Here is a 24,587-nt window from a genome sequence, read left to right on the forward strand (position 1 = left end):
GCACCATTTCGGATCATCTTCATGTCCCAGAGTCACCCGTCAGTGGGCGCGCCCGGTACGCAACGCATCGTCAAGGTGCGCCGCGACTACAACGCCTGGGTTGGCGACGAAACCCTCGAGGACTACGCGCTGCGCTTCACACCGCGCTCGTTCCGGCGCTGGTCGGAGCTGCGGGTGGCCAATACGGCGATTGGCGCGGTGTCGTTTCTGGTGCTGGAGGCGATAGGCGGCAGTCTCGTCGTCAACTACGGCTTCACGAACACGCTCTGGGCCATCGCGGCCGTGTCCGTGCTGATCTGGCTCACCAGTTTGCCCATCAGCTATTACGCGGCGCGCTACGGCGTGGACATGGATCTGCTCACGCGCGGCGCAGGCTTTGGCTATATCGGCTCGACGGTCACCTCGCTGCTGTACGCGGTGTTCACGTTTATTTTTTTCGCGCTCGAAGCGGCCATCATGTCGCTTGCGCTCCAGCTGTATTTCCACATTTCCCTGGCGATCGCCTACGTCGTGAGTTCGCTCGTGGTGATTCCGATCGTCATGTTCGGCATCACGCTGATCAACCGCCTGCAAAGCTGGACGCAGCCGCTGTGGCTCGTCTTGTTCGTGCTGCCCTACGCAGCCGTGCTGTGGCACCATCCCGACCTGGTCGCGCAGTGGACCACCTTCGCGGGTTTCGCGCCGCAGGGCCGCGCTTTCAGCCTGATTGCCTTCGGTCAAGCATCGACGGTCGTGTTCGCGCTGATCGTACAGGTGGGCGAACAGGTGGACTATCTGCGCTTCCTGCCGCCGCTCACCGCGAAGAACCGCACGCGCTGGTGGTTCGCGCTGCTCTCGACGGGGCCGGGCTGGATCGTACCCGGCGCGCTCAAGATGCTGGGCGGTGCATTCCTCGCCTTCATTGCGCTCCAGTACGAGGTCGATGCGAGCCACGCGACCCAGCCTACGCAGATGTACCTCGTCGCCTATCATCTGCTGCTCGATCCGTTGGGGCTCGCGAGTTGGGCGCTGCCCGCGATGACGCTGTTCGTGATCGTCTCGCAGTTGAAGATCAACGTGACCAATGCCTATGCGGGCTCGCTCGCCTGGTCCAATTTTTTCGCGCGGCTCACGCACAGCCATCCGGGCCGCGTGGTATGGCTCGTGTTCAACGTCATGATCGCGTTGCTTCTCGTGGAAATGGGCGTGTTCGATGCGATCGCCAAGGTGCTGTCGCTCTACGCGAACATCGCGATTGCGTGGATCGGCGCGTTGTTCGCCGATCTCGTCATCAACAAGCCGCTTGGCTATAGCCCGCGACATATCGAGTTCAAGCGCGCGCATCTCTACGATGTGAATCCCGTGGGCGTCGGTGCGATGCTGATCGCAGCCGCCGTCGCGATGCTCGCGCATAGCGGCCTGTTCGGCGTGCTCGCCAAGGCGATGTCGTCGTTCATCGCGTTCGGTGCGGCGTTCGCGTGCGCGCCCGTGCTCGCGGTACTCACGCGCGGGCGCTATTACATTGCCCGTGCCGCGCAACCGACCGGCGACGCCACCTCGCTGCGCTGCGCGATCTGCGAAAACACCTTCGAACCGGACGATACGGCGTACTGCCCGGCCTATGGAGGCACGATCTGCTCGCTGTGCTGCTCGCTCGACTCGCGCTGCCACGACCGCTGCAAACCGCACGCGCGCTTCGCCGCGCAGGCCGACCGCGCGCTGCACCGCGTGCTGCCGGGCGCGCGACTCGGCCCCGCCGCGCTGCGCCTCATTCACTATGCGAGCCTCGTGCTCGCCATGCTCGCGGTGCTGGGCAGCGTGCTCTATCTGATCTGGTCGCAGAGCGCGACTTCGATGATCGCCGCCGGACCATCGATCGGCCGCGCGCTCTCGGGTAGCTTCCTGAATATTTTTCTCTCGCTCTCGCTGGTGGGCTGCATCGCGGCCTGGTGGTTCGTGCTGGAGCGCGAAAACCGCCGCGTCACGCAGGAAGAGTCGCAGCGGCAAAACGAATTGCTGATGCTTGAAATCGACGCGCATCAGAAGACCGACGCGGCGCTCAAGCGTGCGACCGCCGCCGCGGAATCGGCCAATCAGGCCAAAAGCCGTTACGTCTCCGGTTTGAGCCACGAGTTGCGCACTCCGTTGAACAGCATTCTCGGCTACGCGCAATTGCTGCTGCAGGCGAAGGAAGAACTCACGCCGATGCGCTACAACGCCGTGCGCACGATCCATCGCAGCGGCGAGCATTTGCTCGCGCTCGTCGACGGGCTGCTCGACATCGCGCGCATCGAGGCAGGCAAGCTTCAGTTGAACATTGCCAAGGTATCCCTCGCCGATTTCGTCGCCCACCTTACGTCGATGCTGCGGCCACAGGCGCTCGAAAAGGCACTCGCATTCGACGTGCAGACGGTCGGTCGGCTTCCCGCCACCGTGCGCACGGACCAGAAGTGCATGAGTCAGATCCTCACCAACCTGATCGGCAATGCGATCCGCTTCACGTCGAGCGGCACGATCACGCTGCGCGTGAGTCATGTGCTCGATACACTCAAATTCGAGGTGATCGATACCGGCCCCGGCATCCCGCCCAGCGAACTGGAGCGCCTGTTCCTGCCGTTCGAACGCGGTGAAGCAGCCCATGCGTACGATCACGGCGCCGGTCTCGGGCTCACGATCTGCCGCCTGCTCACGCAAGCGCTCGGCGGCAGCCTGGAAGTGGACAGTGAAGTCGGGCATGGCACGCGCTTTGTGGTCCGCCTGTTCGCCCCCGCCGTTGACACGGCAGCCGAAACACGCACCGAACTCGCGTCGATTCGCGGCTATACGGGGGCGCGCCGCACCATTCTCGTCGTCGACGACCTCGACGACCAGCGCGACATCGTCGTGCAGTTGCTCACGCCGCTTGGCTTCGATGTCGCTGAAGCGGCCAGCGGCACCGATGCGCTGCGCTGGCTTGCCATGCACACGGCGGACGCCATCATCATGGACATTTCGATGCCGTTGATGGACGGCTACGAAACCAGTCGCCTGATCTCCGAGAATCAGTTGTCGAACGCGCCCATCGTTCTGCTCTCCGCCAACGCGTTCGCCGATGACCGCGATCGCGCAAGCGCGACCGGATGCAAGGATTATCTGGTCAAGCCGCTGCAGGTGAATCTGCTGCTCGACAAGCTTGCGCAACTGCTTGCACTCGACTGGATTGCGTCCGATACCGAAGCGAGCTCACTTCCGGCGGCAAACGCACCGGCCGCGACGCAGCCGCTCGCGCTCGCCGTGTGGCCGCGCGAACTCATCGAACACCTGCATGCGCATCTCGAAGTCGGCTACGTACAGGGCGTGATCGAACAGCTCGACGCCGCGCGCGAGACCTGGCCCGAGTTGCGGCATCAAATCGACGCGTTGCGCTCGTTGGCGGAACGTTTTCAGCTAAGGGAACTCGAGCATGAACTTGACCGACTCGCGCGCGGCTCGAACGCGTGACGCACGCACCACCATCGCGGCCTCCCCGCTCGCCGACAACCCGGCCGCGTGGCTGCACGAACGGCCCATGATACTGATCGTCGACGACACGCCGGAGAACCTCGCTTTTCTTTCCGATACGCTGCAGGCGCACGGCTACACGGTTATCGTTGCCCTGTCCGGCGAGGATGCGCTTAAACGCCTCGCGCGCGTGACGCCCGACGTGGTATTGCTTGATGCAATGATGCCCGACATGGACGGCTTCGAAACATGCCTGCGTATCAAGCAGGACGGACGGCACGAGCATCTTCCCGTCATCTTCATGACCGCATTGACGGAGAGTGAGCACGTCGTACGCGGCTTTCGCGTGGGCGGCATCGATTACGTGACCAAACCGGTGCAGCCCGAGGAGTTGTGCGCGCGCATCGGCGCCCACGTACGGCGTTCACGTGCGCAGTTGTACGCGGAGGCGGCACTGTCGCTCGACACACGCGCGGCGCTGATCGTCGGCGCGGACGGCACGATTCGGTGGCAGAGTCCGCAGGCTGCGCATCATATCGCCGCATACGCGACTACGCATGACGGCCCCGCCGATGCCGGGCAAACCAAGAACGCACGCGGGTCCGATGCGCCACCGACTCTGCCTGCCCCGCTGCGCATGTGGTTCATCGACTGGCTCGCGCGCGGCGCCCAAGGGGACGCCGTGCACGAAGTCAGCACGGGCCAGATACGTCGCTCGGCCAGTGCGACGCTCGGTCCGGAACCGGGCGAATGGATCGTGATCCTCAAGGAAAGAGACGACACGGCGCATTGCAATGCGCTCGCCGAACGCTTCGGCCTGACCATACGGGAAGCCGAAGTGCTGCTGTGGGTGTCGCACGGCAAGACAAACCGCGATATCGGCGACATTCTCGGCATAGCCCCGCGCACGGTGAACAAGCATCTTGAACACCTGTTCCGCAAGCTACATGTCGAGACCCGCGCAGGCGCAGCCGCCGCAGCGATCAAAATGCTCGAACGTGCCTGAAGAGCGTCAATTCCGGACTCGTCCTTCGTCTACACCGATACCGTGCCTCTCGCCCTGGCGAACGGTACGTGCGGCGCTATCCCGTAGCGCGGCGCGCCAGCCGCCTGCGCCGCGGCTCCGTCGTGACGACACCAACGCAAACGCGCCGAAGAGACAGCTTCGGCGAATGAGGCGAGCCCGCAACACTGTCCCAGTTGACAGTGGAAAATTCCGGCATGACGTTGTCATTCAGACCAGGAGGTCATGCCGTGAAGAAGAGCAAGTTCACCGAAGAGCAGACCACATACGCGTCGAGGCAGGCCGCGCGGGGCACGCCTGTCGCGGAGGTCTGCCGCAAGACGGGGATCAGCGACGCGATTTTCTACATCCATGGACTGCTCCCAACAGCAAACGGAAGTTGACAGACACGGAAGTCGATTGTGTCCCTCCATCCGGCGTCAGGGCATCGCCCAGCGCCCAACCGGAATTCCACGCGTGCGGGCCTCGACAACTGGCAGACCTCAGGGACCGTTATAAGAGCCTGGTTCCCTGCTCGCCCGGATCGACCGGAGCGCAACTCGTCAATTCGCCAACGCATCGCTGGTGACGTTGCCACACTGATTTCCGATACGACCGGCCGACCAGATCACACATGCAATCTTGTTCGCGATCGCAACCATGGCCCGATTGGCGCGTCGTCTGGCATTACGATGCGAGAGCCCAGGCGTGCTTCTTGTCATGTCTGGTTGGTGCGGTTCGGAGTACCGCGCGAGCACCGTGTATGAGCAAGGTACGGAGATGTCGGTCGCCTCGCTTGCCGATACGAATGTGTGTTCCCTCGTACGGGTTGCAGGAACTTCATCATGTAAATCGCTGCGAACGAAGCGCGCTCCGCCGCAGTCCAGCGGAGATCGCGAACTGCGTTTGATCATGCATCGCAATCGGCCATGCAATCGAAGCCGCTCATCCGTTCCAGTTGCTCACTGCACAACCCTGTTCCCTGTTGTGGCGAGCCTTTACCGATGACAGCTCGACTCATCGCATAGCTAGGTTTAACTACCCACTACACAAATTTCAATAAGTCAAATATGCGGGATACAAACTGGCGACCATGTAGTCAACAGTCATTTCGTTTAACTAAATACTTTAAAGGTTCACATTCGTTGACGATTCGACAATGAATATGCTACCGTTCCCCTACTTCACGAGGTCGAGAATCACGACGTCCTCTCTCTGCACGCAGGCGGCAACCGAACCGCCGCTCCCCGCATCCGCTCCCGTTCCCCGGTACGCCGGGTACCCGCACGTCCGCCAGTTCGTCGCCGATTGCACTGGCCGCACGTGACACCGTTACTGTCCTACGGAGACGCGATGACACCTCGAATCGACCGACGAGCCTTCCTGATGTACAGCGCATGCAGTGCAGTGCTGCCGCTGCTCGCCGCGTGCGGCGGCGATGACGGCACGCCATCGGCCCGATCGCGCGCGATCGCCTCGGGGCTCGAGGGAAATGCCGCCCCGCCCGTCCATGCTTTCGATGAAAACGACTTGCTGGTTCCCGGCTTCAAAATGAAGCTCGGCGAAATCAAGACCCAGATCGAGCAATACCAGCCGGCGACAATCGCAATCGTGGATATCGTCAATGCAGCGTTGTCGACCAATACCCTGCCGGGGCTCATCGCATTCGGCGAAGTCACGATCAAGGCGCTCGCATCGTTCATTCCGGCCGCCGGGCCGCTCGTCGGCGAAGTGTTGAACCTGTTGTTCAACCACCTGAATACGCTATTCGAGCGCGGGCCGGATGAGGAAACGATAATCCGTCGCATCGCGACGGACGAGATTTCGAAAAACAACGTCGAGATCATGCGTCAAACGCTGGCGGGCATCAACGACGACTTGCACTTCCTCGTCGAATTCGTGCGAAGAAACTCGCCGCCCTATTCGGCGTCGATGGTGGACGCCATCACCGCGAAGTTCGCCGCGTTCTGGAGCGGTTGCACGATGCTCACGCCGATGTTCCTGATCAAGGGTTCCGAATATCAGGGGTTGACGATGCACGCACTCGCCTGCGGCGCGCAGGTTTCGATGTACGGCGTGTACCTGTCGATGCGCGACCAGCTCTCTCTTGCGCCCGACACGGTCGCCGCGACACTGGGCGAGATGCGCGAGAAGATCTACCAGTACCAGAATGCCATGCAGAAAGTGCTCGCCGGGCACCTGAACTCGCTTTCCGATCCGGACAAAAAGAACGACTACGTCCGCAACTTCTATACGCTCGGTCATGCGAGGTTTCTCGAATCGGCGAAGAGCTACTTCACGGCTACGCACCGGAAGAAGATCGACTTCCGCAACTCGATGGAGATCTACACGCACGACGTCGTACGCAGCACGGCTGACGCAACGCTGCCGTCTCGCACGTCGTACGTGACGGATCTGCTCGCAATCTGCCATTGCGGTTACGGCGGCGATCCGTGCGTCGTCCGCATGAATCAGACATTCGTCGACGGCGCAGGCCGATCGACACACATCGACGCGCAAGGTTGCACCGGCGGCTTCGACGGCGTGTCGGGCAGCCTGCTCGCGATTCGGCACTCGTTCGCCGCGAATCAGTCGGCGGGCGAGTTGACGGATGGTCTCGGCTGCATCTGGAAAGCGTCCGTGCGGGGGGCGAACTTCTTCCGTAACGAAAACCAGTTTCTCTATGCGCTGCAGGTGCAGGACGGCACCGGCACGCGCTATTCGGCGGCAACCGACGGATACGGCAACGTCCTCGATCTGGTCGACAACCCGGATTACATCCAGTCGTATACACCCGGCAACGCGGCGAAACTCGAGCCGGGTTATTTCGTTTCGGCGTTCCTGACCGCACCGGGCACCTATTCCGACAAGACGTGTCGCGAGGATTCGGGCCGCAGCGTTCCATATGCCGGCATGGCACTGCGACACTACTCGTCCGCGTCGCAACTCGCGGAATTGCATGGCGCCGACGTCGGGCTCGAACTCGACTTGACCTGCGGTTTCAGCCTGGCGGATTCGTCGACACTCGGCTCGCCGGCCGCTTATCCGGACGTGATGATCGGCAAGTCGATCCTGGTCGGCAAGCATCTGACCTTCGTCGTGACGAACCGCACCGCGGCACCGATCGCCTGCCGCCTTGTCCCGTTGCTGGCAGACGTGAGGACGACCTCGGACACGTTCGTCAATCTGACGCTCACGGCGCATATTGGGCAACGCGTGCTCGCCACCGCCGCATTGGCCTCGCGCGAAGGCAGCCCCGCGCTGCTCGGCGAGGATGGTCGAGCCTTTCACTATTACGAGACAAACGACGTCTTTCCGTTCGCGCCCGGCGTCAACTACGTGCGGATCGCACGCAACGCTGATCTCGGCGACAACGACTTTCGCTTTGCCAGCCTGTTCATCGTGCCACGTGAACCTGTGGTGCCCACGGCAGGAATCGCAGCGCGACAGTCCGCTCGTCCTCGCCATGAAGTCACCGTTGAAGCCGTCGAGATCGGTTCCGACGTCACGAACCTGTAGAAGGGCGGCTTGGTGTCCGTGCAGTTCAACGTGGCATGCGGCCGCTGCGCGATATGCAAGGCGCGGGGCAGGCGCGTATGTCCGACCGTGATTCACGCTCAGGGCGCGCGCAGTTACGTCGACATGGGCGGCTGACTCGCAATCAGCATATAAAACGCAAATAGCAAAAAACCCGTAACCACAAGGGTTCTTTTCCACTAGTTACGATTTCTCAAAACAAGTCGCTAAAACCGGTACGAAATCCCGATCTGCAAGACCGGATACCACCGGTATCGCGACATCACCTGTCGCAGTTGATCAAGCCCGCTCGCGACCAGGATCTGGCTCTTCGCCGGTCCGGCCGCGGCGGCCAGTTCCGGCGACAGCGAGTACGAACATTTCGGAATCCCGTACGCGACGCCGATATCGGCGACGAATCCGAGCCCTTTCGACGCCGGCCGGTGCCCGTAGCCGATTCCTACGTACGGCATCACGGTCGGATAACGCGCTTGCGCGACCGCATACATCCCCGGCAACGCCGGATAGCGCTTGCCGCCGAACACGTACGTGCCGTTGGTCGGTACCGACACGCCGCGAAGCTCGTCGTCGTTGAAGCGCAACCCGAGCGTCGCGCGGAAGCCGCTGCCGCGCCACGGAAAGATGTCCGCGTACAAACCGCCCTGACGCAGCTTCAGGTCGTCCTGATAGCGATTGCCGGCCACCGTGAAGTCATGCGAAAGATCGATCGCATTGAAATCCGCATGCGCGCCCAGCATCGAATTGAAGCTGACGGCCGCACCGATGCCGACGCCCTGCGTACCGCCCTGCAGGTAGATTTCCTGCGCGTGCGCACTCGCGGCAAACACCACCGCGATGAATGCCCATTGGTTCACTGTCGTTTTCATGGGCGCCTCCCCCGACATGTGCCGGGCGCGACGCCCCGCCGCACGCGGCCTTCGTCGCGATGCGCGGTGCGAACCCCGGCACGACACCCTGCAAGCAAGCTTGCTGTTCGACGGATCGGGAACGCGTTGCCCCGTGCGCATGACCGATACGACATGCGCGGCGCCTGCGTCGCGGCACACGACGCCCCGCGCCCCGATCCGATCCCCGGTTTGTTTCGATGTCGTTACATGCCGCCGATGTGCAATCGTTCTGGCGAATCCGTCTGCACCGGCGGCACCGGGTCAACCGCAAGCCACGTGCCATGCGGCGCAAATCGAAGCGGGGAAAGCGTGACCGGCGCGCACGGGCGGCAACGCGGGTCGCGATGACGGGAAAATGTTTCAGGAACGTATCCGTATTCGGAGCGCCAGGCCGAAAGACGCGATTGACGGTCTTGCACGCCGATCGCGCGATGCCTGTGAAACGAGGCCGGACGGCCGTCAGCGCACGCGCGTCGCCATGGCGATCAATCGTGTGCAGAGGAATGCGCTGGAAAAACGTTGCAAAAGTGTGCCCTCGAAACGGGCGCAAACGACGCCGATGCCACTCCGCACATGGCGAGGCAGGGTGAATACCGATGCGTGCGCATGCATCTTGTCCGTGGAGACGGACGCGGCCATCGGGCCGGGCACGCGCGGACGGCTTCCCGACAGCCGCCGGAATCGGTACCATCGAACGCCTGAAGGCCGGCACGACGCCGGCCCGGCCGTCGTACCCTGCCTTTCGCCATGTCCCGGGAACCCACACACTCCGCGCTGCTCTGGATCGTCGCCGCTGCGTTCTTCATGCAGTCGCTCGACACGACGATCGTCAACACCGCGCTGCCTTCGATCGCCCAAAGCCTGCATGCGTCGCCGCTCGCGATGCAGCCCGTCGTGGTCGCCTACACGCTGATGATGGCGATGCTCACGCCGGCGTCCGGCTGGCTCGCCGACCGGTTCGGCACGCGCCGCGTGTTTTCGGTCGCGATCCTCGTGTTCGTGCTCGCGTCGATCGGCTGCGCGGCGTCCCATACGCTCGGCCAGCTCGTCGTCGCGCGCGCCGTGCAGGGCATCGGCGGCTCGATGCTGCTGCCGATCGGGCGGCTCGCCGTGCTGCGTCGCGTGCCGGGCGAACAGTACGTCGCGGCGATCGCGTTCGTGTCGATCGCCGGCCAGCTCGGCCCGATCGTCGGGCCGACGCTCGGCGGCTGGCTCACACAGGCGATTTCATGGCACTGGGTGTTCATCGTCAACGTGCCGGTCGGCGTGGTCGGCTTCATCGCGGTACAGCGCTACCTGCCGCACGACCAGGCGACGCAGCCGCCGCCGTTCGACTTCGTCGGCTGCGCGCTGCTGTCGGCCGCGATGATCGCGCTGTCGCTCGCGATCGACCCGCCGATGCCTGCACATCGTGCCGCGTGGGCGGCCGGGCTCGCCGTGGTCGGCCTCGCGAGCGCGCTCGCGTACCTGCCGCATGCGAGGCGGCGCGCGCAGCCGCTGTTCCGGCTCGGACTGTTCCGCGAGCCGAATTTCGGGTCCGGGCTGCTCGGCAACCTGCTGTGCCGGATCGGCACGAGTTCGGTGCCGTTCCTGCTGCCGCTGCTGATGCAGGTGCAGCTCGGCTATACGCCGCTGCAGTCGGGGTTGATGATGCTGCCGGCCGCGATCGCGGGCGTGATCGCGAAACGCTGGATCGCGCCGCTCGTGAAGCGGTTCGGCTATGCGGCGTTTCTGGTCGTGAACACGGCGATCGTCGGCTGCGCGATCGCCGGATTCGCGCTGGTATCGGCACGGCCCGCGCCGGTGCTGGAAGGCGTGCTGCTGATCGTGTTCGGCACGGCGAACTCGATGCAGTTCGCGGCGATGAACGGCGTGACGCTCAAGGGGCTGTCGCATGCCGACGCCGGCAGCGGCAACAGCCTGTTCACGATGATGCAGATGCTCGCGATGGGCCTGGGCGTGTCGATCGGCGGCGGGCTCGTGAACCTGTTCGCCGCCGGTTGGGGCTCGATGGCGCACGGGTTCATGCTGTCGTTCGCGTGCATGGGGGCGGTGACGCTGCTGTCGTCCGCCGTGTTCCGGCGGATCGATACGGCCGCGCCGCCGGCCGGTGCGGCGGCGCGGCCCTCGGCATGAACGCCGCCGTCAGTTCGCCTGACGGCGTTCGACGACGCGCTTGAGTACCCAGCGGATCGACGAGCCGTCGGCCGGCGGCTGCGCGACGCGGTATTCGTCGATTTCGAGCGTGTACAGGTAACCGGGCTGGTACGCGAACCCTTCGATGCCGGCGTACCACAGGCTCCACGGCTCGCTCGGACTGCCGCGCACCTGCAGGCACTCCATCGGCGCGACGCCCGTGCAGCGCGCGGACTGCGGCGCGACGTAGACGGTCTTGGTCACGGGCCTGGCGTCGGGCGCGCGGGCAGCACCGGATGCCGTGGCGGCCGCGTCGGTCTGGCATCCGGCGAGGAGCGTGCTGCCGGCAATGACGGCCGCGCCGAGCAGCGTTCGGGTCTTGTGAATCATCTGAGGTTCCTCTGGGAGCATTGGAGGGCCGATTAGACGACCCGCGCGGCGAGAAAGTTCACAATTACCTTACAAAACGCATCTGACCACCCGCATTTTGCCTCGGACGAGATCTTCGCCGAATGCGACGGCCCGCGCGTGCGCGGCGGCACGCCCGAAGCGTCGTATCCGCTGGAGGACCGCAAGCGGCAGAAGCTGATCCGCCAGGTGCGCGCGGAACGCACGGGTGTCATCACGCTATCGGTCGCGCACGCGATTGCGGTGTCGCGCCCGTCCGGCAAGCCCCTCTCGGCGTGCTGATCCGGGCGGTACGGTTGAGCGAGTGGTCCGGGGACGATCCGCGCGGGCCGGCGCGCGATCTTCATCCGCGATGCCGAGCGCAAGTCGCAGACGCCGCACGACGTCGTGCGCAAGCCGTTCGACCTCACGCCGGCCGAGACCGTGCTGGCGCTCGCGATCAGCAAGAACACCGCGCGCCCGTACCTGCGTGCGATCTTTTCGAAGACGGGCATCACGCGGCAGGCAACGCTGGTGCGGATGTCGTTGAACAGCGGGCTGTCGCTGGGGTGACGCGCACGATGGCCGCTGTACCGCGACCGGCATGCCTGAAACACGTTGCATGCTCGTTCCGCGTGGCCCCATAATCGGCCGGCACAAGCCAACCCGACAGCCGAAACCGGCGCGGGCGACAAGAGCCGCCGCATCGGCCGGCCAATCCGATTCGAGGGCAAACGAGATGGCACTCCGAACGATCAGACGTTCGATCTTTGCGGAACGGATGCCCGGCGCGACGCTGGGCGCGTGGCTGATGCTCTTCGTCGTGTGGTGCATCACGAGTTTCAATGCGGCACGCGGGATAATCGACACGATTCGACACCCTGAAGTACTCCTTGCGATTCACGTCAAGCCCATGTTCTGGGCAGGCATCGCATGGATGCTGCCGATGGTCGCCGCTCCCGCGATCGGCGGGATCTTGCTCTTCAACCTGGGCCGTCAAAGGCGCTGGGCCAGAACGTGGACGCTCGGATGGATCTCGCTCAGCCTCGCACTCAGCACGCGCTCGATGCTTGAACACGCACCCGGCTCCACCCTTCGATTGGCGGATTGCCTGCTGGTCATCGCCGCGCTGCTGCTATTGACGCCGAACAGCAGGAAGTGGTTTGGGGAACGGCGCCCGCTGTAGGCCGTGCCCGTCACCCGGTCGACCAGCTGACCGGGATCATCGCGATCGGTACTCGCCGCTTTCTTTGCCGCGCCCCGTTCAGGTACCATCGGCGCTTCCCGATACGCTTTGACGCGTTGCCATCGTCCGCCCGGCCAGGTCCGCGCGGTTCGCGCAACGCGCCGCCCCTCGCATGCCCTCTCCCGTTCCGTCCGACGCCGTGCTGCGCCCGCTGCCGATCGATGCGCTGACCGTGCCGGCGGCGCTCGATGGCCGCACGGGCACCAACCGCTCGGGCAACGCGCATCCGCAGATCGCCGCAACCCATGATCTCGACGCCGTGCGCGCGTGGCTCGCGCGCTTCGTCGACACGCCGACCACGTTCCAGAACTACCGCAAGGAAGCCGAACGCCTGCTGCTGTGGGCCGTGATCGCATGCGGCAAGCCGCTGTCGTCGCTCACGCACGAGGATCTCGTCGTCTACCGGCAGTTCCTGCTCGCGCCGGCACCTGCCGAGTTGTGGTGCGCGAACGGCGGCCGCAAGCATCCGCGCGACGATCCGCGCTGGCGGCCGTTCTACGGGCCGCTGTCGCCGGCCAGCCAGCGGCAGGCGCTGGTGATCCTGAACGTGATGTTCTCGTGGCTCGTGCAGGCCGGCTATCTGGCCGGCAATCCGCTCGCGTTGTCGCGGCAGCGCCAGCGCCGTCCCGCGCCGCGCGTCACGCGCCATCTCGGGCAGCCGCTGTGGCAGTCGGTCAAGGAGGCGATCGCCGCGATGCCGCGCGACGATGCGCGCACGCGCTTCCATGCGGATCGCGCGCGCTGGCTGTTCACGCTGCTGTATCTCGGCGGGCTGCGCATCACCGAAGCGGCCGACACGACGATGGGCCAGTTCTTCTGCCGGCGCGACGCGAACGGGCACGATCGCTGGTGGCTCGACGTGACGGGCAAGGGTGGCCGGCAGCGGCTCGTGCCGGCCACCGACGAGATGATGGCCGAGCTGGCGCGCTACCGGCGCGCCCACGGGATGCCGGCGCTGCCGTCCGACGGCGAACCGACGCCGCTCGTGCTGCCGGCCGGCCAGGTACGCAAGCCGCTCACGCGCGCGGCGCTGCACCGGATCGTGAAGCAGGTATTCCGGCAGGCGGCCGACCGGTTGCGTGCGAACGGCGCAGCCGGCGACCACCAGGCGCGCGTGCTCGAACAGGCGTCCGCGCACTGGCTGCGTCACAGCGCGGGCTCGCACATGGCCGACGGCCGCGTCGACCTGCGGCTCGTGCGCGACAACCTCGGCCACGCATCGCTCACGACGACGAGCCAGTACCTGCACGCGGACGACGACTGGCGGCATCGCGAAACGGAGGAGAAACACCGGATCGGGTGGGACTAGGCGGCGTGCCGCCGCGCCAATACGCGCCCCCGCTTCCCGGCCTCCCCGTCGCTCGGCACGTCACGCGAGGTCAGTACACGGCCACCCAGTGCCCGGGCACCCACGCCCAGTGATTGCCGGCCCACCGGTAATGCCCCTTCGCCCAACGATAACCGGGCGCCGGTGGCGGCGGCGCCACTTCGACGACGGGCGCCGGCTGCGGCGGCCGCACGGGTTCGACCACGCAGGCGGACATCAGCACGGCACTCGCGCTCACCAGCATGGCCAACGAAACGGTCCGGATCTTCATCATCAATTCTCCCTGTTATGTCATGGTCCAGCGAGGACGAGCGCGGCCTGGGCCGCGTCATGCCGCACCGCGAATCAGGCCGGTCATCGGCCGCGTCGCGCCGCTTTCCGCGAACAGCGCGGATGCGGTGCGGCGCGGATCGAGCCGCAGGCTTTCGGCGGCCGCGCCGGCGATCAGCGCGTCGAGCGACGCGGTCGGCTTCAGGTCGCGCCCTTCGTACAGGTCACCCGGCCGCAGCCCCGGCCAGTCGGCGATCACACGGCCGCCGGCAACCGCACCGCCCGCGAGCATCGCGACCGACGCCTGCCCGTGATCGGTGCCGCCCGTGCCGTTGACCGCCGCCGTGCGGCCGAACTCGGTCGCGACCAGCACCGTGGTCTGCTGCCACGCGGGCCCGAGGCCGTCGCGCAACGCGGCAAGCATCGTGTCGAGCGCTTTCAACTGGTTCGCGAGTCGCGCGTTCTGCGCGCTGTGCGTGTCCCAGCCGCCCGTCTCGATCATCGCGATCCGCGGGCCGTCGTCGCGCGCGAGGAACGTCGCCGCGAGCTTGCCGACGCCGGCAGGATCCTGCCGCGCCTGCGCATCACCGGCGAGGCCGCGCGCGTCCATCGCCGACTGCCACAGCGGGCCGAGCTGCGCATCGGCCTCGTAGAGCGACGACACGCGCGCGAGCAGGTCGTCCGGCGCGGCCGGCAAACCGGATGGCGCATACGACGCGGCCTGCACAGTGCCGCGCAACGCGAGCGGCACGGTCGGCGCGAACGCGATCGCGCTTTCGCGCGTCGCGGGCAGCAGCGCGGCAAGCCGGTTCAGCCAGCCGTCCTTCACCTGGTACGGCGCACGGCCGCCCGTTTCGAGCACGTTCTGGCCGTCGAAATGCGAGCGGTCGCGGTACGGCGACGCGATCGCATGAACGAACAGCGCCTGCCCGTCGCGGTACAGCTGCGCGGTCTGCGCGAGCGACGGGTGCAGCGCGAACGTGCCGTCGAGCCGCGTTGCTGCCGCCGTGTCGATCGCGAGCGGACCGCGCAGCGACGCATACGCGGGCTCCGCATACGGGACGACGATGTTCAGGCCGTCGGCCGCGCCGCGCTGGATCACGAACACGAAGCGGCGGTCGGTCGCGACGTTCGCGAACACGATCCGCGGCGCGACGAGGATCGCACCCGCGCCGGCGGCGGCAACGCTCAGGAATTGTCGGCGTGACAGGGCCATGGTCATCTCCGTTGGAAATCGGGCGAGACGAGCAGCAACGCGAGCGATGTCGTCGCGCTTTCCGCGCGCGACAGTGCGGTCGCGGTCGGCGTGCTCATCGAACCGGCGAGCAGCGTGTTGCCGAGCGTGCGCGGATCGAGCCGGTCGCCCGTGCGCGCGGCCAGCCGCTGTGCAATCTCGACGCGCCGCACGAGCGCGTCGGGCGCGGCCCAGCTCGCGGCGACGTCGTCGTAGCCGGCCGGCGAGCCCGGCCGCCACACCGGCTGGCCGAGCTGCGCGAGCAGCGGCGCGGCCTTCAGGTCGCCCGTGTCGCGCCAGCCGAGCCCGCGCAGCGACGACACGGCCCACTCCCACGGCGTCTTGAACTTGCGATTGACCGGCGACCACGCGTCGGGCGCATCGACGAGCGCGCGATAGACGGTCGGCAGGTCGCCGCCGCTCGCATCGAACGCGCGGGCCAGCCGGTCGGTCAGCGCGGGCGGCGGATTGTCGGCGACGAAATGACGGGCGAGCTGGAACGCGATGTGCCGGCCCGTCGCATCCGAACGCGTGAGGTCGTGCAGGATCGCGCGTGCCTGGGCTTCGCCCGGCTGGTCGTAGGTGCGCCCCATCACCGTGCGCGTGCCCGGTTCGTGCAGCTTCGGGCGAAACACGAACGCACCGGGCGCGGCATCGCCCGGCTGCGGCCCTCGCCCGCCGGCGATGCTCCAGCCGGTCAGCGCACGCGCGAATTCCGTCACGTCCGCTTGCGTGTAGCCCGTGCGCACGCCGAGCGTATGCAGCTCCATGATTTCGCGCGCGAGGTTCTCGTTCAGCCCGCGCCTTGCCGACGGGTTGCGTGCCTCGGCGCGCAGCGCGGCCGGGCTGTCCGGGCCGACCGAGCGCGCCTGGTCGAGGAACACCTGCATCGCGGGATGCTGCTCGACGGCGACGAGCATGTCCTCGAAACGACCGAGCACGTGCGGGCGGATCGCGTCGCGTTCGAACGCGCCCGCATATGCGGCCACCTGCCCCTTGTCGACCGACACCGCGAAATGGTTCGCCCAGAAATGCACGAGATGTTCGACGAATGGCGTGGACGTGTTCAACGCGCTGTTCATGCGTGCGGTGACGGCACTGCGATACGCGTCGTAGCCGTCACGCCGGATCGACTGCGCGGTCGCGCGTTTCGCAGCCGCGTCGTCGCCCGTCATCGTGTTGCGCGCGTTCGCGAAGCGCGTCGCGAGCGCAACCGCATCGGGCTCGCCGGCCCACGCGGCGGGCCGCGCATCGTAACGGTCGAATTGCGCGACGAGCGCCGCCTTCGGGTCGGCAGGCGGCGCTTCGTCGGCGCGCGCGCCGAGACCGAAGCGGTTCAGCGCGATCGCGGCCGGCGTAATGTCGTTCGGGTGGTCCATGACGGGCTCTCTCGCGGTGCGTACCCCTGTTCAACGCGGGCGCACCGGGAAATCCGTCGCGGGAATCGCAAATAAATATCGATCGGGGAACGCGGGCGCAGTGACCGGCGGAAGGCTCGTCGCACGGCAGCGCACGTCACGAATGAACGAACAACGACGATGACGACGCAAGCCAGCGGAAAGGCGCACGCATTGCACGTGCCCGAGCGCGCGTGACGGCGACACGCGGATCGCGCGCCGCCGTCACGCAAGGCTCACTGACTCGCCGGCGGGTCAGGCTTCTTCTGCAGCTTCGGCGGCAAGCGCCAGTTGCCGCTGTGCTGCAACCCGTCGACGAATTTCATACGCTCGTCGGGCGTCAGCGTCGCCGCGAAATCGACGACGCTGCGCTCGACCTGCGCACGCATCGCGGTATCGGCCGCGCGCGTGCGATCGAGCGCGGCGTCGATCGCCGCGCGATCGAGTTGCGGCGCGGCGAGCAGGTCCAGCACGGTGATCCGGCCGTCTCGCCCTTCGCGTGCAAAATCGCGGCCGGTCTTGCGCGCCGCCTTCAACGCGGCGGCGAATTCGCGCTGTCGCGCCTCGGGCAATTCGTCCGCCGCGAAACGCAACGCGGTGCGCGATGCCGGTGCGCCCGCCGCATGCAGGTCGCGATGCGTCGAGAACCACTGATAGGCACCGCCGCCGATCGCGCCGAGCATGAACACGTTCAGCACGACCGAGCCGACGAGGATGAATTTCCAGCCACGTTCAGTCATTCATCGCTCCAATCGATGCTCGGACCGCCGAACGTCGTCGTCAGATAGCCCGATTCATGCTGTGACGGCGGCGCGCTGCCGAGCATCAGCATCGACACGGCCACCGCGCCCGCGAGCGCACCGGCCAGGCCGACGCCCGCGAACGCCGCGCCCGACCACCACACATTGCCACGCCGGCGCGCGCGCCGCGGCGCGGGCGCCGTCGCGACGATACGCTCGACCAGCGACGGCGCGGGCGGTGCGACCGTGTCGCACGCGAGCCACGCATCGAGGTCGGCCGCGTCGTCCAGCGCCAGCAGCGCTTCGCGCGGGTTCGCCTGCGCCCATGCTTCGGCAGCCGCTCGCTCGCCGGCCGGCCAGCGCCGCGCGTCGGAGCCGTACGCGGCGACGATGGTACGAAATCGTTCGGGTGTCATCGCTTGTCCTCGCTAGGTGGGTCGCCGGCCAGCTGCGCGCGCAGGTTGCGCCTCGCACGGGCAAGCAGGCTTTCCAGCGCATCGACGGTGATGCCCATCAGGTTGGCCGCTTCCACATTCGACATTTCCTGATAGTACTGGAGCACCAGCGCTTCCCGCTGCCTCGGCGGCAACGCGGCCAATGCCTGCCGCACGCGCGCGTCGCGCGAACGCAACTCCGCATGCGCGGCCGGCTCCGGTTGCGTGTCGGGCACGTCCGGCAGCGTATCGACAGGCTCCTCGCGGCGGCCGCGCAACCGGTCGTAGCAGAGATTCAGCACGACGCGATGCAGCCACGTATCGAAGCGCGCCTCGCCTTCGCGCCAGCGCGGCGCATGGTTCCAGATTCGCAAGAACGTCTCCTGCGCGACGTCCTCGGCTTCGTTCCGGTCGCCGAGCATGCGCGTCGCCAATGCGAGCAGCCGCGGCAGCTTGCGCGCGACCAGCACGCGCACTGCCGATGAATCGCGCGCGCCGACGCGCGCGACGAGTTCCGCGTCCGGATCGCGGTCGTCGCGATCGTTCAACGCCGCCCGCTCCGTCTCGCGGCGCGCGGGCGCCGCCCTGTGCCGGCAGGGATACCCGCCGCCCGGCTGAAGCTCATCGTCGTGCTCTCCTTGCATGCGTCGGGCCATCACCGGACGGCGCCACGCCGACTGTTCGTCGACGCCGCGCGCATCGCACACGGCGTCGGCCACGTCCGCTTCATCGACATCCGGTTCGCGCGGCATATCGATCCTGTCTGCCGGCCGCGCGACCGGCGGCCAGCGCGCTCAATATACGACGACCGGCGCGGGCCGGTAATACACCGGTCGGGCCGGCACCAAGACGCAGCCGGCCAGCACCACGGCTGCGGCCGCCAGGATCACGATGGTTCGGAAAGGCATCGCTTCGACTCATGATGTTGCATGAAGAATCCGTCGCGCCGGCACGGCGTGCCGCGCGACGTCGTACGCATCAGGCCCAGTGGCCGGGCACCCAGCGCCAGGCCGGCCCGCGCGCGGCCCAATGCCCCGGTACCCAGTGATAACCGACACGCACCACTTGCCAGTGGCCCGGAATCCACACGTAGCGCCCTTGCCGCCAGTGCCAGTGCCCCTGGTCCCAGACGTAGCCCGCACGCGGCGCGGGCATCACTTCGACGCGTGGCGGCGGCGGCGCGACAGGCGCGACGATCACGGCCTGCGCGAACGACGCGGATGCCGCCAGCGCGGCCACGCAGGCCACGGCAAATCGCAATGGAACGGAAAGTTTCATGAAAGACTCCGAAGTAACGGGCATCGACCGGTTGCGGCCGTTCATGCGTTAAACGGCGCGGGCGAAGCGATTCCGTCGCGGAATCCGCAAATAAATTCCAGACGGACCGAACGGGATTCGGCGCGGGTCGGACGCCACGCCGCGCGATCGCGCGTATCGGCTGCCGCCCAGCCGGGTTGCGGCGCTGTCACAACGCGGCAAAACTGCCCTTCGACAATGCATGCGACCGGGATCCCGCTCGTTTCCGGCCCATGCCCCGGCCGCGCTCGCGCACGGCCCCACGGTTCCACCTCTCGCGTCCCCACCCACGAAAACACCGACCATGTCGAACCAGGACACTCTCCCTGATCAGCCGAACGAGCCGGCCGCTTCGGTATCGCGTCGCGGCTTCCTGAAACTTGCCGGCGTCTCCGGCCTCGCCACCGCCGCCGGCGGCCTCGCAGCCGCGCGCGCCGCCGCGTCGAATCCGGACGGCACGCCCGAACAGGTCCACCTGACGTGGGGCAACGACCCGGCGTCCGAGGTCGTGATCTCGTGGGCGTCGCTCGCGCCGGCCGTCAATCCGCGTGCGCGCATCGTCGCCGACGGCGAGCCGCCGCGTACCGTGCACGGCGTCCAGCGCCTGTACACCGACGGCCTGAACGGCGAAACCGTGTTCACGTACCACGCGCGCGTGCACGGGCTGAAACCCGATACGCGCTACCGCTACGAGATCACCGCCGACAACGACGGCAACGCCGCGCAGCCGTTCTCCGCCAATTTCTCGACGGCGCCGCGCGGCCGCGCGCCGTTTCGCTTCACCAGCTACGGCGATCTCGCGACGCCGAACGGCGTGTGGGTGCTGTCGTCGCCGCAAAGCCGGTTCGCGGTGCAGGCCGTCGAGCAGTTCCAGCCGCTGTTCCACCTGCTGAACGGCGACCTCTGCTACGCGAACCTGAACCCCGCGCACCAGCCCGAGGTGTGGCGCGATTTCGGCAACAACAACCAGACGTCGGCCGCGAATCGCCCGTGGATGCCGTGCCCGGGCAATCACGAGATCGAGTTCAACAACGGCCCGCAGGGGCTCGACTCGTATCTCGCGCGCTATTCGCTGCCGGAGAACGGCACGCACTTCCCGGGCCGCTGGTACAGCTTCCGCGTGAGCTCGGTGCTGTTCGTGTCGCTCGACGCCGACGATGTCGTGTACCAGGACGCCGCCGCGTTCGTCGGCGGCCCGGCGCCGCTCGTGCCGGCTGCGAGCACGGGCCGCCCGCCGATCGAACCCGGCACGTCGTTCTACGTGCGCGGCTACAGCAACGGCGAACAGACGCGCTGGCTCGAACGCACGCTGCGTCTTGCCGCGCATGACGACGACATCGACTGGATCGTCGTGCAGATGCACCAGGACGCGCTCAGTTCGTCGAAAACGGGCAACGGTTCGGACAAGGGCATTCGCGAAGCGTGGCTGCCGCTGTTCGACCGCTACGGCGTCGATCTCGTGCTGTGCGGCCACGATCACGACTACGAGCGCAGCTACCCGGTGCGCGGCTGCAATCACCGCGCGGGCGTCGACGCGACCACCGGCGAAGTGGTCGAGACGCTGCAGCCGCGTCCGGTCGGCTCGAACGACCCGGACCGCACCCGGTTCGACACGAGCCACGGCACGATCCACCTGATCCTCGGCGGCGGCGGCACCAGCGCGCCGCTCGACGTGTACGGCGAGAATCCGTCGACCGGCTTTGCGCGTGCGAAGGTGTTCACGAAGCCGAACCGGCCGGTGCCGGGCACCGCGCCGAACACGTTCGTGCGCCAGCCGGCCGATGCGCTCGAGGATGCGATCTGGTCCGCGCGCCGCGACACTGGCACCGGCTACGGGATCGCCGTGTTCGACCATGACCCGGGCAAGCCGGGCGGCCACACGACGATCACGATGCGCTACTACCACGCGCCGGGCGCCGACCAGCACCCGAGCGCGCAGTACGAGCTGTTCGAAACGATCGAACTGAGCAAGAAGCGGCACGAACGGTGATCGTGCGGGGCGCCTGCCGTGGCGGGCGCCGGTTGCACGGCCATCGAGGGACGGGATGCCACGGCACGGGTTAGACTGCGCGGCTCGCCCCCCGGCCCACGAAGATGAGTTTCGAATACCGCATCCACACGATCCCGTCGGCTAACGCATTCGATGCCATCGCGAATGCGCTGCGGCAAGCGCATCGCGGCATTGACATCGATCGCAATCGACAACGGCTCGAGGTTCGGAGCGACACCGCCGGCTGGCCGCTGATCGGCCTGACGACCGGCGAAGAGGGATTCTTCCTCGTCACGACGCTCGGGCCGACACGGGATGCGATGCTCGACTCGATCGGGCGCGCGTTGTCGGCGATCGGCGCCGCATGGCGTATCGGCGACGCGTGATCGACTCGCGCACCCGAATCGGCCGTACACGCCAGTCCGGCTGCATCGCCGCAACGGCATCGCCCTGTTAAAATGCGCGGTTCCGTCGAAATCCCCCCATTGCATCGCCGCGCGCGATGACGGCGCGCGCGAGCGGCCTCGTATCATCCGAAATCGAATTGGCATGTTGAAACAGGCAGGACGCATGAAACGCAAGAACAGGGCAACGCTCGCCGGGCTCGGCGCGGTATTGTTATGGGCCTCGGTGGTCGCGCTCGTTCGCGGCGTCAGCGAAAGCCTCGGCGCGACCGGCGGCGCCGCGATGATCTATACGGTGGCGTCCGTGCTACTGGTGTTTTCAATCGGCTTCCCCGACCTGAGCAGGTTCCCGAAAAGCTATCTGCGCTGGGGCGGCCTGCTGTTCGTGTCATACGAGCTGTGCCTCGCGCTGTCGATCGGCTATGCCAGCAACGGGCAGCAGGCGATCGAAGTCGCGATGGTCAACTATCTGTGGCCGAGCCTCACGCTGGTCGCCGCCATCGTATTCAACAAGCAGCGCGCGAACCTGCTGGTCGTGCCGGGTGTCCTGCTGTCGATGCTCGGCATCTGCTGGGTGCTCGGCGGCGACCGCGGCCTCGATCCGGCCGGCATGCTGCGCAACGTCGCGGACAATCCGCTGAGCTACGGCCTCGCATTCGTCGGCGCGCTGATCTGGGCAGCCTATTGCACGGTGACGGCGCGCCTCGCCGACGGCAAGAACGGCGTCACGCCGTTCTTCATGCTGGTCGCCGCGGTGCTCTGGATCAAGTTCGCGATCGAAGGCGGCGGCGGCATGACGTTCAGCTTTCACGCGGTCCTGTATCTCGTGCTGGCAGCGTCGGCGCTGGGGTTCGGCTATGCGGCCTGGAACACCGGCATCATGCATGGCAACGTGACGGTCATCGTCGGTGCGTCGTACTTCACGCCGGTGCTCGCCGCCGCGCTCGCCGCGACGCTGCTGCATGCGCCGCTGTCTGTCGAATTCTGGCAAGGCGCGTTGATGGTGTGCGGCGGATCGATCCTGTGCTGGCTCTCGACGCGCAGCCGACGCACCGACAAGGCCATGCCCGTTCGGGTCGGCAAGAAGGCCGAAGGCAATTGCCACGGTTGATGCTGCCCGGCGCGATCGGCGCAAGGCCGGCCGGCAGCCGGCCGTTCCCCAAGCGCCCGCCTTCGCGCGCTAGCTTCGCGACTCCAGCGCGATCCGCACGGCGAGTCCGGCCAGCACGGTACCCATCAACCAGCGCTGGGCCGACGCCCAGAGCGGCCGCCCCGCGAGAAAGCCCGCGATCGAACCGGCCATGCACGCGATCAGCGCGTTCACGCTGACGCTCACCGCGATCTGCACGCAGCCCAGCACCAGCGATTGCGCGAGCACGCTGCCGTGGCCCGGCGACATGAACTGCGGCAACAGCGACAGATACATCACCGCGATCTTCGGGTTCGCCAGGTTCGTGACGAAACCCATCGCGAACAGCCTGACGCGGCTGTCGTGCGGCAATTGCCGGACCTGGAACGCGGAGCGGCCACCGGGTTTCAGTGCCTGCCACGCCAGGTACGCCAGATACAGCGCGCCGGCGAAGCGCAGCGCGTCGTATGCGTACGGCACGGTCATCACCAGCGCGGTGATGCCCAACGCCGCGCACAGCATGTAGAACACGAACCCCAGCGCGACGCCGCCGAGCGACACGAGCCCGGCGCGGCGGCCCTGGCAGATCGAGCGCGACACCAGGTAGATCATGTTCGGTCCGGGCGTCAGCACCATGCCGAGCGACACGAGTCCGAATGCAAACAGGGTGGGCAAGGCCGGCACGGCAATCTCCTTCGGCGCAACGATGACGAGGTCCGATCAATGTATTGCATTCCGGCAATCATAGGCATGAATAAAATGCAAGTTGCCCATGCATGCCGTTCATCGCACCGGCTGCGCGCTATCGGCCCTTTTTCGCGCGTGCGTGGATCGCCTTCCCTGCCTTCGCACGTTGTGCGTCGACGAGTTTCACGAATTCATCGGTTACCGCGTTGCCGGCCGTATTCCAGGCCAGCCGCACGGAACGATGCAGCCGCGGCGACAGTTCCAGCACGCGGCCGCCGAACGGCGTGTACGTGAGCGTGATGCGCGGCACGATCGATACGCCCATGCCGGCCTCCGCCATCGACAGAATGGTGCGCATCTCGACCACGTTGAACGCGGCCCGCAGCGGCGCGCCGCCGCGCGCGAAGTAATCCGCGATCAGCGGCCCGCACCCGGCCTTCGAAAAAATGAACGGCGCCGCGGACAACTGCCTGGCCGACACGCGCTTGCGGCCGGCGAACATACCGTCCGCCGCCACCGCGACGAAATCCTCGTCGAGCAGCGGCAGGTTGTGCGCGAACGTCTTCGTGCCGGCCACCACGCCGACGTCGGCGGTCCCGTCGTCGATCCATCCCTCGACTTCGCTGTCCGTGCCTTCGAGCAGCACCGCCGATACGCCTTCGTGCAGGCCCTTCAACGCCTCGAGCGCGGGGACGACGAACGCCAGCGAGACGCTGGGCAGCGACGCGACCACCAGCCGCCCCTCGAGCTTGCCGCGCGACAGGCTGAACTGCTGGCGCAGTACCTGCGCTTCACGGACGACGCGCTGGACGTAGGGCCACAGGCGTTCGCCCGCCGCCGTCAGGACGACCGGCTGCCGGTCACGCCAGAGCAGCTTGACCTGCGTGAGATCCTCCAGCTCGGTCAGCGCATGACTGATCGCGGACTGGCTGCGGCTGAGCCGGTCCGCAGCGGCCGTGAGCGACCCGAGTTCGACTACGGCCGCCAGGGCCTGCAACTGGGCTAGCGTCATCGGATTTCCTTG

At 66.7% G+C, this 24,587-nt stretch carries 23 protein-coding genes and 1 pseudogene; 12 read left to right on the forward strand and 12 right to left on the reverse strand.

Features of this window, described 5'->3' with window-relative positions; genetic code table 11:
* Nucleotides 1-21: 21 nt before the first annotated feature.
* The 3 genes and pseudogenes from VXM69_RS09230 to VXM69_RS09240 form a co-directional block, all read left to right on the forward strand.
* The gene (locus tag VXM69_RS09230) at nucleotides 22-3,459 is read left to right on the forward strand and encodes an ATP-binding protein (RefSeq protein ID WP_367188465.1); all 3,438 of its coding nucleotides are present in this window, start codon (nucleotides 22-24) and stop codon (nucleotides 3,457-3,459) included.
* 67 nt (nucleotides 3,460-3,526) lie between these two features.
* On the forward strand, nucleotides 3,527-4,465 hold the full coding sequence (locus tag VXM69_RS09235) for a response regulator (protein ID WP_034191654.1): 939 nt from the start codon (nucleotides 3,527-3,529) through the stop codon (nucleotides 4,463-4,465).
* Nucleotides 4,466-4,713: 248 nt separating this feature from the next.
* Nucleotides 4,714-4,830: pseudogene (locus tag VXM69_RS09240) on the forward strand (transposase); the annotation flags it as partial.
* Between the two features lie 319 nt (nucleotides 4,831-5,149).
* Here the strand turns inward: VXM69_RS09240 and VXM69_RS09245 are convergent.
* Complete coding sequence (locus VXM69_RS09245; RefSeq protein WP_241012851.1) at nucleotides 5,150-5,233, reverse strand: hypothetical protein; 84 nt, start codon at nucleotides 5,231-5,233, stop codon at nucleotides 5,150-5,152.
* Between the two features lie 582 nt (nucleotides 5,234-5,815).
* Between VXM69_RS09245 and VXM69_RS09250 the strand changes: the two genes are divergently transcribed.
* The gene (locus tag VXM69_RS09250; protein ID WP_367188466.1) at nucleotides 5,816-7,981 is read left to right on the forward strand and encodes a hypothetical protein; all 2,166 of its coding nucleotides are present in this window, start codon (nucleotides 5,816-5,818) and stop codon (nucleotides 7,979-7,981) included.
* A gap of 224 nt (nucleotides 7,982-8,205) precedes the next feature.
* Here the strand turns inward: VXM69_RS09250 and VXM69_RS09255 are convergent, their stop codons facing one another.
* The gene (locus VXM69_RS09255) at nucleotides 8,206-8,883 is read right to left on the reverse strand and encodes a hypothetical protein (RefSeq protein WP_080287996.1); all 678 of its coding nucleotides are present in this window, start codon (nucleotides 8,881-8,883) and stop codon (nucleotides 8,206-8,208) included.
* A 750-nt stretch (nucleotides 8,884-9,633) separates the two neighbouring features.
* On the opposite strand from VXM69_RS09255, the gene VXM69_RS09260 reads away from it, so the two are divergent.
* Nucleotides 9,634-11,022 (forward strand): DHA2 family efflux MFS transporter permease subunit, encoded by a 1,389-nt coding sequence (locus VXM69_RS09260; protein ID WP_049036097.1) that lies wholly within the window; start codon nucleotides 9,634-9,636, stop codon nucleotides 11,020-11,022.
* A 9-nt stretch (nucleotides 11,023-11,031) separates the two neighbouring features.
* Here the strand turns inward: VXM69_RS09260 and VXM69_RS09265 are convergent, their stop codons facing one another.
* Nucleotides 11,032-11,412, reverse strand: a complete 381-nt coding sequence (locus VXM69_RS09265; protein ID WP_049036095.1) for a DUF4377 domain-containing protein — start codon at nucleotides 11,410-11,412, stop codon at nucleotides 11,032-11,034.
* A 138-nt stretch (nucleotides 11,413-11,550) separates the two neighbouring features.
* Here VXM69_RS09265 and VXM69_RS09270 point away from each other — a divergent pair, with 138 nt between their 5' ends.
* The 4 genes from VXM69_RS09270 to VXM69_RS09285 all read left to right on the forward strand — a co-directional run bounded on the left by VXM69_RS09270 (nucleotide 11,551) and on the right by VXM69_RS09285 (nucleotide 13,964).
* Nucleotides 11,551-11,712 (forward strand): hypothetical protein, encoded by a 162-nt coding sequence (locus VXM69_RS09270; RefSeq protein ID WP_241012848.1) that lies wholly within the window; start codon nucleotides 11,551-11,553, stop codon nucleotides 11,710-11,712.
* Between the two features lie 105 nt (nucleotides 11,713-11,817).
* Complete coding sequence (locus VXM69_RS09275; RefSeq protein WP_226103898.1) at nucleotides 11,818-11,982, forward strand: hypothetical protein; 165 nt, start codon at nucleotides 11,818-11,820, stop codon at nucleotides 11,980-11,982.
* Nucleotides 11,983-12,148: 166 nt separating this feature from the next.
* A complete protein-coding gene (locus VXM69_RS09280) occupies nucleotides 12,149-12,595 on the forward strand; it encodes a hypothetical protein (protein ID WP_059556594.1) in 447 nt (148 codons plus the stop codon).
* A gap of 172 nt (nucleotides 12,596-12,767) precedes the next feature.
* Nucleotides 12,768-13,964: a tyrosine-type recombinase/integrase gene (locus tag VXM69_RS09285; protein ID WP_367188467.1), complete on the forward strand. Its 1,197-nt coding sequence runs from the start codon at nucleotides 12,768-12,770 to the stop codon at nucleotides 13,962-13,964.
* A 70-nt stretch (nucleotides 13,965-14,034) separates the two neighbouring features.
* Here the strand turns inward: VXM69_RS09285 and VXM69_RS09290 are convergent, their stop codons facing one another.
* The 7 genes from VXM69_RS09290 to VXM69_RS09320 all read right to left on the reverse strand — a co-directional run bounded on the left by VXM69_RS09290 (nucleotide 14,035) and on the right by VXM69_RS09320 (nucleotide 19,335).
* Nucleotides 14,035-14,253, reverse strand: coding sequence for a YXWGXW repeat-containing protein (locus VXM69_RS09290; protein WP_049031193.1), 219 nt, complete (start codon nucleotides 14,251-14,253; stop codon nucleotides 14,035-14,037).
* Nucleotides 14,254-14,310: 57 nt separating this feature from the next.
* Nucleotides 14,311-15,474, reverse strand: coding sequence for a DUF1501 domain-containing protein (locus VXM69_RS09295; RefSeq protein WP_175027822.1), 1,164 nt, complete (start codon nucleotides 15,472-15,474; stop codon nucleotides 14,311-14,313).
* Nucleotides 15,471-16,865 carry a DUF1800 domain-containing protein gene (locus VXM69_RS09300; protein ID WP_343727158.1) on the reverse strand — a complete coding sequence of 465 codons (1,395 nt, stop codon included), beginning with the start codon at nucleotides 16,863-16,865 and terminating at the stop codon, nucleotides 15,471-15,473. The genes VXM69_RS09295 and VXM69_RS09300 overlap by 4 nt, the downstream gene beginning before the upstream one ends.
* A 254-nt stretch (nucleotides 16,866-17,119) precedes the next feature.
* Nucleotides 17,120-17,623: a periplasmic heavy metal sensor gene (locus VXM69_RS09305; RefSeq protein WP_049031188.1), complete on the reverse strand. Its 504-nt coding sequence runs from the start codon at nucleotides 17,621-17,623 to the stop codon at nucleotides 17,120-17,122.
* Nucleotides 17,620-18,039, reverse strand: coding sequence for a hypothetical protein (locus VXM69_RS09310; protein ID WP_034191273.1), 420 nt, complete (start codon nucleotides 18,037-18,039; stop codon nucleotides 17,620-17,622). Before VXM69_RS09310 ends, VXM69_RS09305 begins: the two co-directional genes overlap by 4 nt.
* On the reverse strand, nucleotides 18,036-18,809 hold the full coding sequence (locus VXM69_RS09315; protein WP_082744618.1) for an RNA polymerase sigma factor: 774 nt from the start codon (nucleotides 18,807-18,809) through the stop codon (nucleotides 18,036-18,038). The genes VXM69_RS09310 and VXM69_RS09315 overlap by 4 nt, the downstream gene beginning before the upstream one ends.
* A 226-nt stretch (nucleotides 18,810-19,035) precedes the next feature.
* Nucleotides 19,036-19,335: a YXWGXW repeat-containing protein gene (locus VXM69_RS09320; RefSeq protein ID WP_034191652.1), complete on the reverse strand. Its 300-nt coding sequence runs from the start codon at nucleotides 19,333-19,335 to the stop codon at nucleotides 19,036-19,038.
* Nucleotides 19,336-19,657: 322 nt separating this feature from the next.
* Between VXM69_RS09320 and VXM69_RS09325 the strand changes: the two genes are divergently transcribed.
* The 3 genes from VXM69_RS09325 (at nucleotide 19,658) to yddG (ending at nucleotide 22,858) form a co-directional block, all read left to right on the forward strand.
* Nucleotides 19,658-21,343 carry a purple acid phosphatase family protein gene (locus VXM69_RS09325; RefSeq protein WP_367188468.1) on the forward strand — a complete coding sequence of 562 codons (1,686 nt, stop codon included), beginning with the start codon at nucleotides 19,658-19,660 and terminating at the stop codon, nucleotides 21,341-21,343.
* 104 nt (nucleotides 21,344-21,447) lie between these two features.
* Nucleotides 21,448-21,729: a hypothetical protein gene (locus VXM69_RS09330; RefSeq protein WP_367188469.1), complete on the forward strand. Its 282-nt coding sequence runs from the start codon at nucleotides 21,448-21,450 to the stop codon at nucleotides 21,727-21,729.
* Between the two features lie 184 nt (nucleotides 21,730-21,913).
* Nucleotides 21,914-22,858, forward strand: coding sequence for an aromatic amino acid DMT transporter YddG (yddG, locus tag VXM69_RS09335; protein ID WP_367188470.1), 945 nt, complete (start codon nucleotides 21,914-21,916; stop codon nucleotides 22,856-22,858).
* 69 nt (nucleotides 22,859-22,927) lie between these two features.
* Here the strand turns inward: yddG and VXM69_RS09340 are convergent, their stop codons facing one another.
* Both VXM69_RS09340 and VXM69_RS09345 read right to left on the reverse strand, forming a co-directional pair.
* Nucleotides 22,928-23,560, reverse strand: a complete 633-nt coding sequence (locus tag VXM69_RS09340; RefSeq protein ID WP_034191268.1) for a LysE family translocator — start codon at nucleotides 23,558-23,560, stop codon at nucleotides 22,928-22,930.
* A 118-nt stretch (nucleotides 23,561-23,678) separates the two neighbouring features.
* Nucleotides 23,679-24,575 (reverse strand): LysR family transcriptional regulator, encoded by an 897-nt coding sequence (locus tag VXM69_RS09345; protein WP_034191267.1) that lies wholly within the window; start codon nucleotides 24,573-24,575, stop codon nucleotides 23,679-23,681.
* Between the last annotated feature and the right edge of the window lie 12 nt (nucleotides 24,576-24,587).

It is taken from the genome of Burkholderia sp. Ed8, assembly GCF_040761425.1.
GTDB classification, from domain to species: Bacteria; Pseudomonadota; Gammaproteobacteria; order Burkholderiales; family Burkholderiaceae; genus Burkholderia; species Burkholderia seminalis.

Excerpts from the sequence above, each read along its gene's own strand:
- VXM69_RS09230 (WP_367188465.1), top strand. The coding sequence starts at position 22 with ATGTCCCAGAGTCACCCGTCAGTGGGCGCGCCCGGTACGCAACGCATC.
- VXM69_RS09235 (WP_034191654.1), top strand. The coding sequence starts at position 3,527 with ATGATACTGATCGTCGACGACACGCCGGAGAACCTCGCTTTTCTTTCC.
- VXM69_RS09250 (WP_367188466.1), top strand. The coding sequence starts at position 5,816 with ATGACACCTCGAATCGACCGACGAGCCTTCCTGATGTACAGCGCATGC.
- VXM69_RS09255 (WP_080287996.1), bottom strand. The coding sequence starts at position 8,883 with ATGTCGGGGGAGGCGCCCATGAAAACGACAGTGAACCAATGGGCATTC.
- VXM69_RS09260 (WP_049036097.1), top strand. The coding sequence starts at position 9,634 with ATGTCCCGGGAACCCACACACTCCGCGCTGCTCTGGATCGTCGCCGCT.
- VXM69_RS09265 (WP_049036095.1), bottom strand. The coding sequence starts at position 11,412 with ATGATTCACAAGACCCGAACGCTGCTCGGCGCGGCCGTCATTGCCGGC.
- VXM69_RS09280 (WP_059556594.1), top strand. The coding sequence starts at position 12,149 with ATGGCACTCCGAACGATCAGACGTTCGATCTTTGCGGAACGGATGCCC.
- VXM69_RS09285 (WP_367188467.1), top strand. The coding sequence starts at position 12,768 with ATGCCCTCTCCCGTTCCGTCCGACGCCGTGCTGCGCCCGCTGCCGATC.
- VXM69_RS09290 (WP_049031193.1), bottom strand. The coding sequence starts at position 14,253 with ATGAAGATCCGGACCGTTTCGTTGGCCATGCTGGTGAGCGCGAGTGCC.
- VXM69_RS09295 (WP_175027822.1), bottom strand. The coding sequence starts at position 15,474 with ATGACCATGGCCCTGTCACGCCGACAATTCCTGAGCGTTGCCGCCGCC.
- VXM69_RS09300 (WP_343727158.1), bottom strand. The coding sequence starts at position 16,865 with ATGGACCACCCGAACGACATTACGCCGGCCGCGATCGCGCTGAACCGC.
- VXM69_RS09305 (WP_049031188.1), bottom strand. The coding sequence starts at position 17,623 with ATGACTGAACGTGGCTGGAAATTCATCCTCGTCGGCTCGGTCGTGCTG.
- VXM69_RS09310 (WP_034191273.1), bottom strand. The coding sequence starts at position 18,039 with ATGACACCCGAACGATTTCGTACCATCGTCGCCGCGTACGGCTCCGAC.
- VXM69_RS09315 (WP_082744618.1), bottom strand. The coding sequence starts at position 18,809 with ATGCCGCGCGAACCGGATGTCGATGAAGCGGACGTGGCCGACGCCGTG.
- VXM69_RS09320 (WP_034191652.1), bottom strand. The coding sequence starts at position 19,335 with ATGAAACTTTCCGTTCCATTGCGATTTGCCGTGGCCTGCGTGGCCGCG.
- VXM69_RS09325 (WP_367188468.1), top strand. The coding sequence starts at position 19,658 with ATGTCGAACCAGGACACTCTCCCTGATCAGCCGAACGAGCCGGCCGCT.
- VXM69_RS09330 (WP_367188469.1), top strand. The coding sequence starts at position 21,448 with ATGAGTTTCGAATACCGCATCCACACGATCCCGTCGGCTAACGCATTC.
- yddG (WP_367188470.1), top strand. The coding sequence starts at position 21,914 with ATGAAACGCAAGAACAGGGCAACGCTCGCCGGGCTCGGCGCGGTATTG.
- VXM69_RS09345 (WP_034191267.1), bottom strand. The coding sequence starts at position 24,575 with ATGACGCTAGCCCAGTTGCAGGCCCTGGCGGCCGTAGTCGAACTCGGG.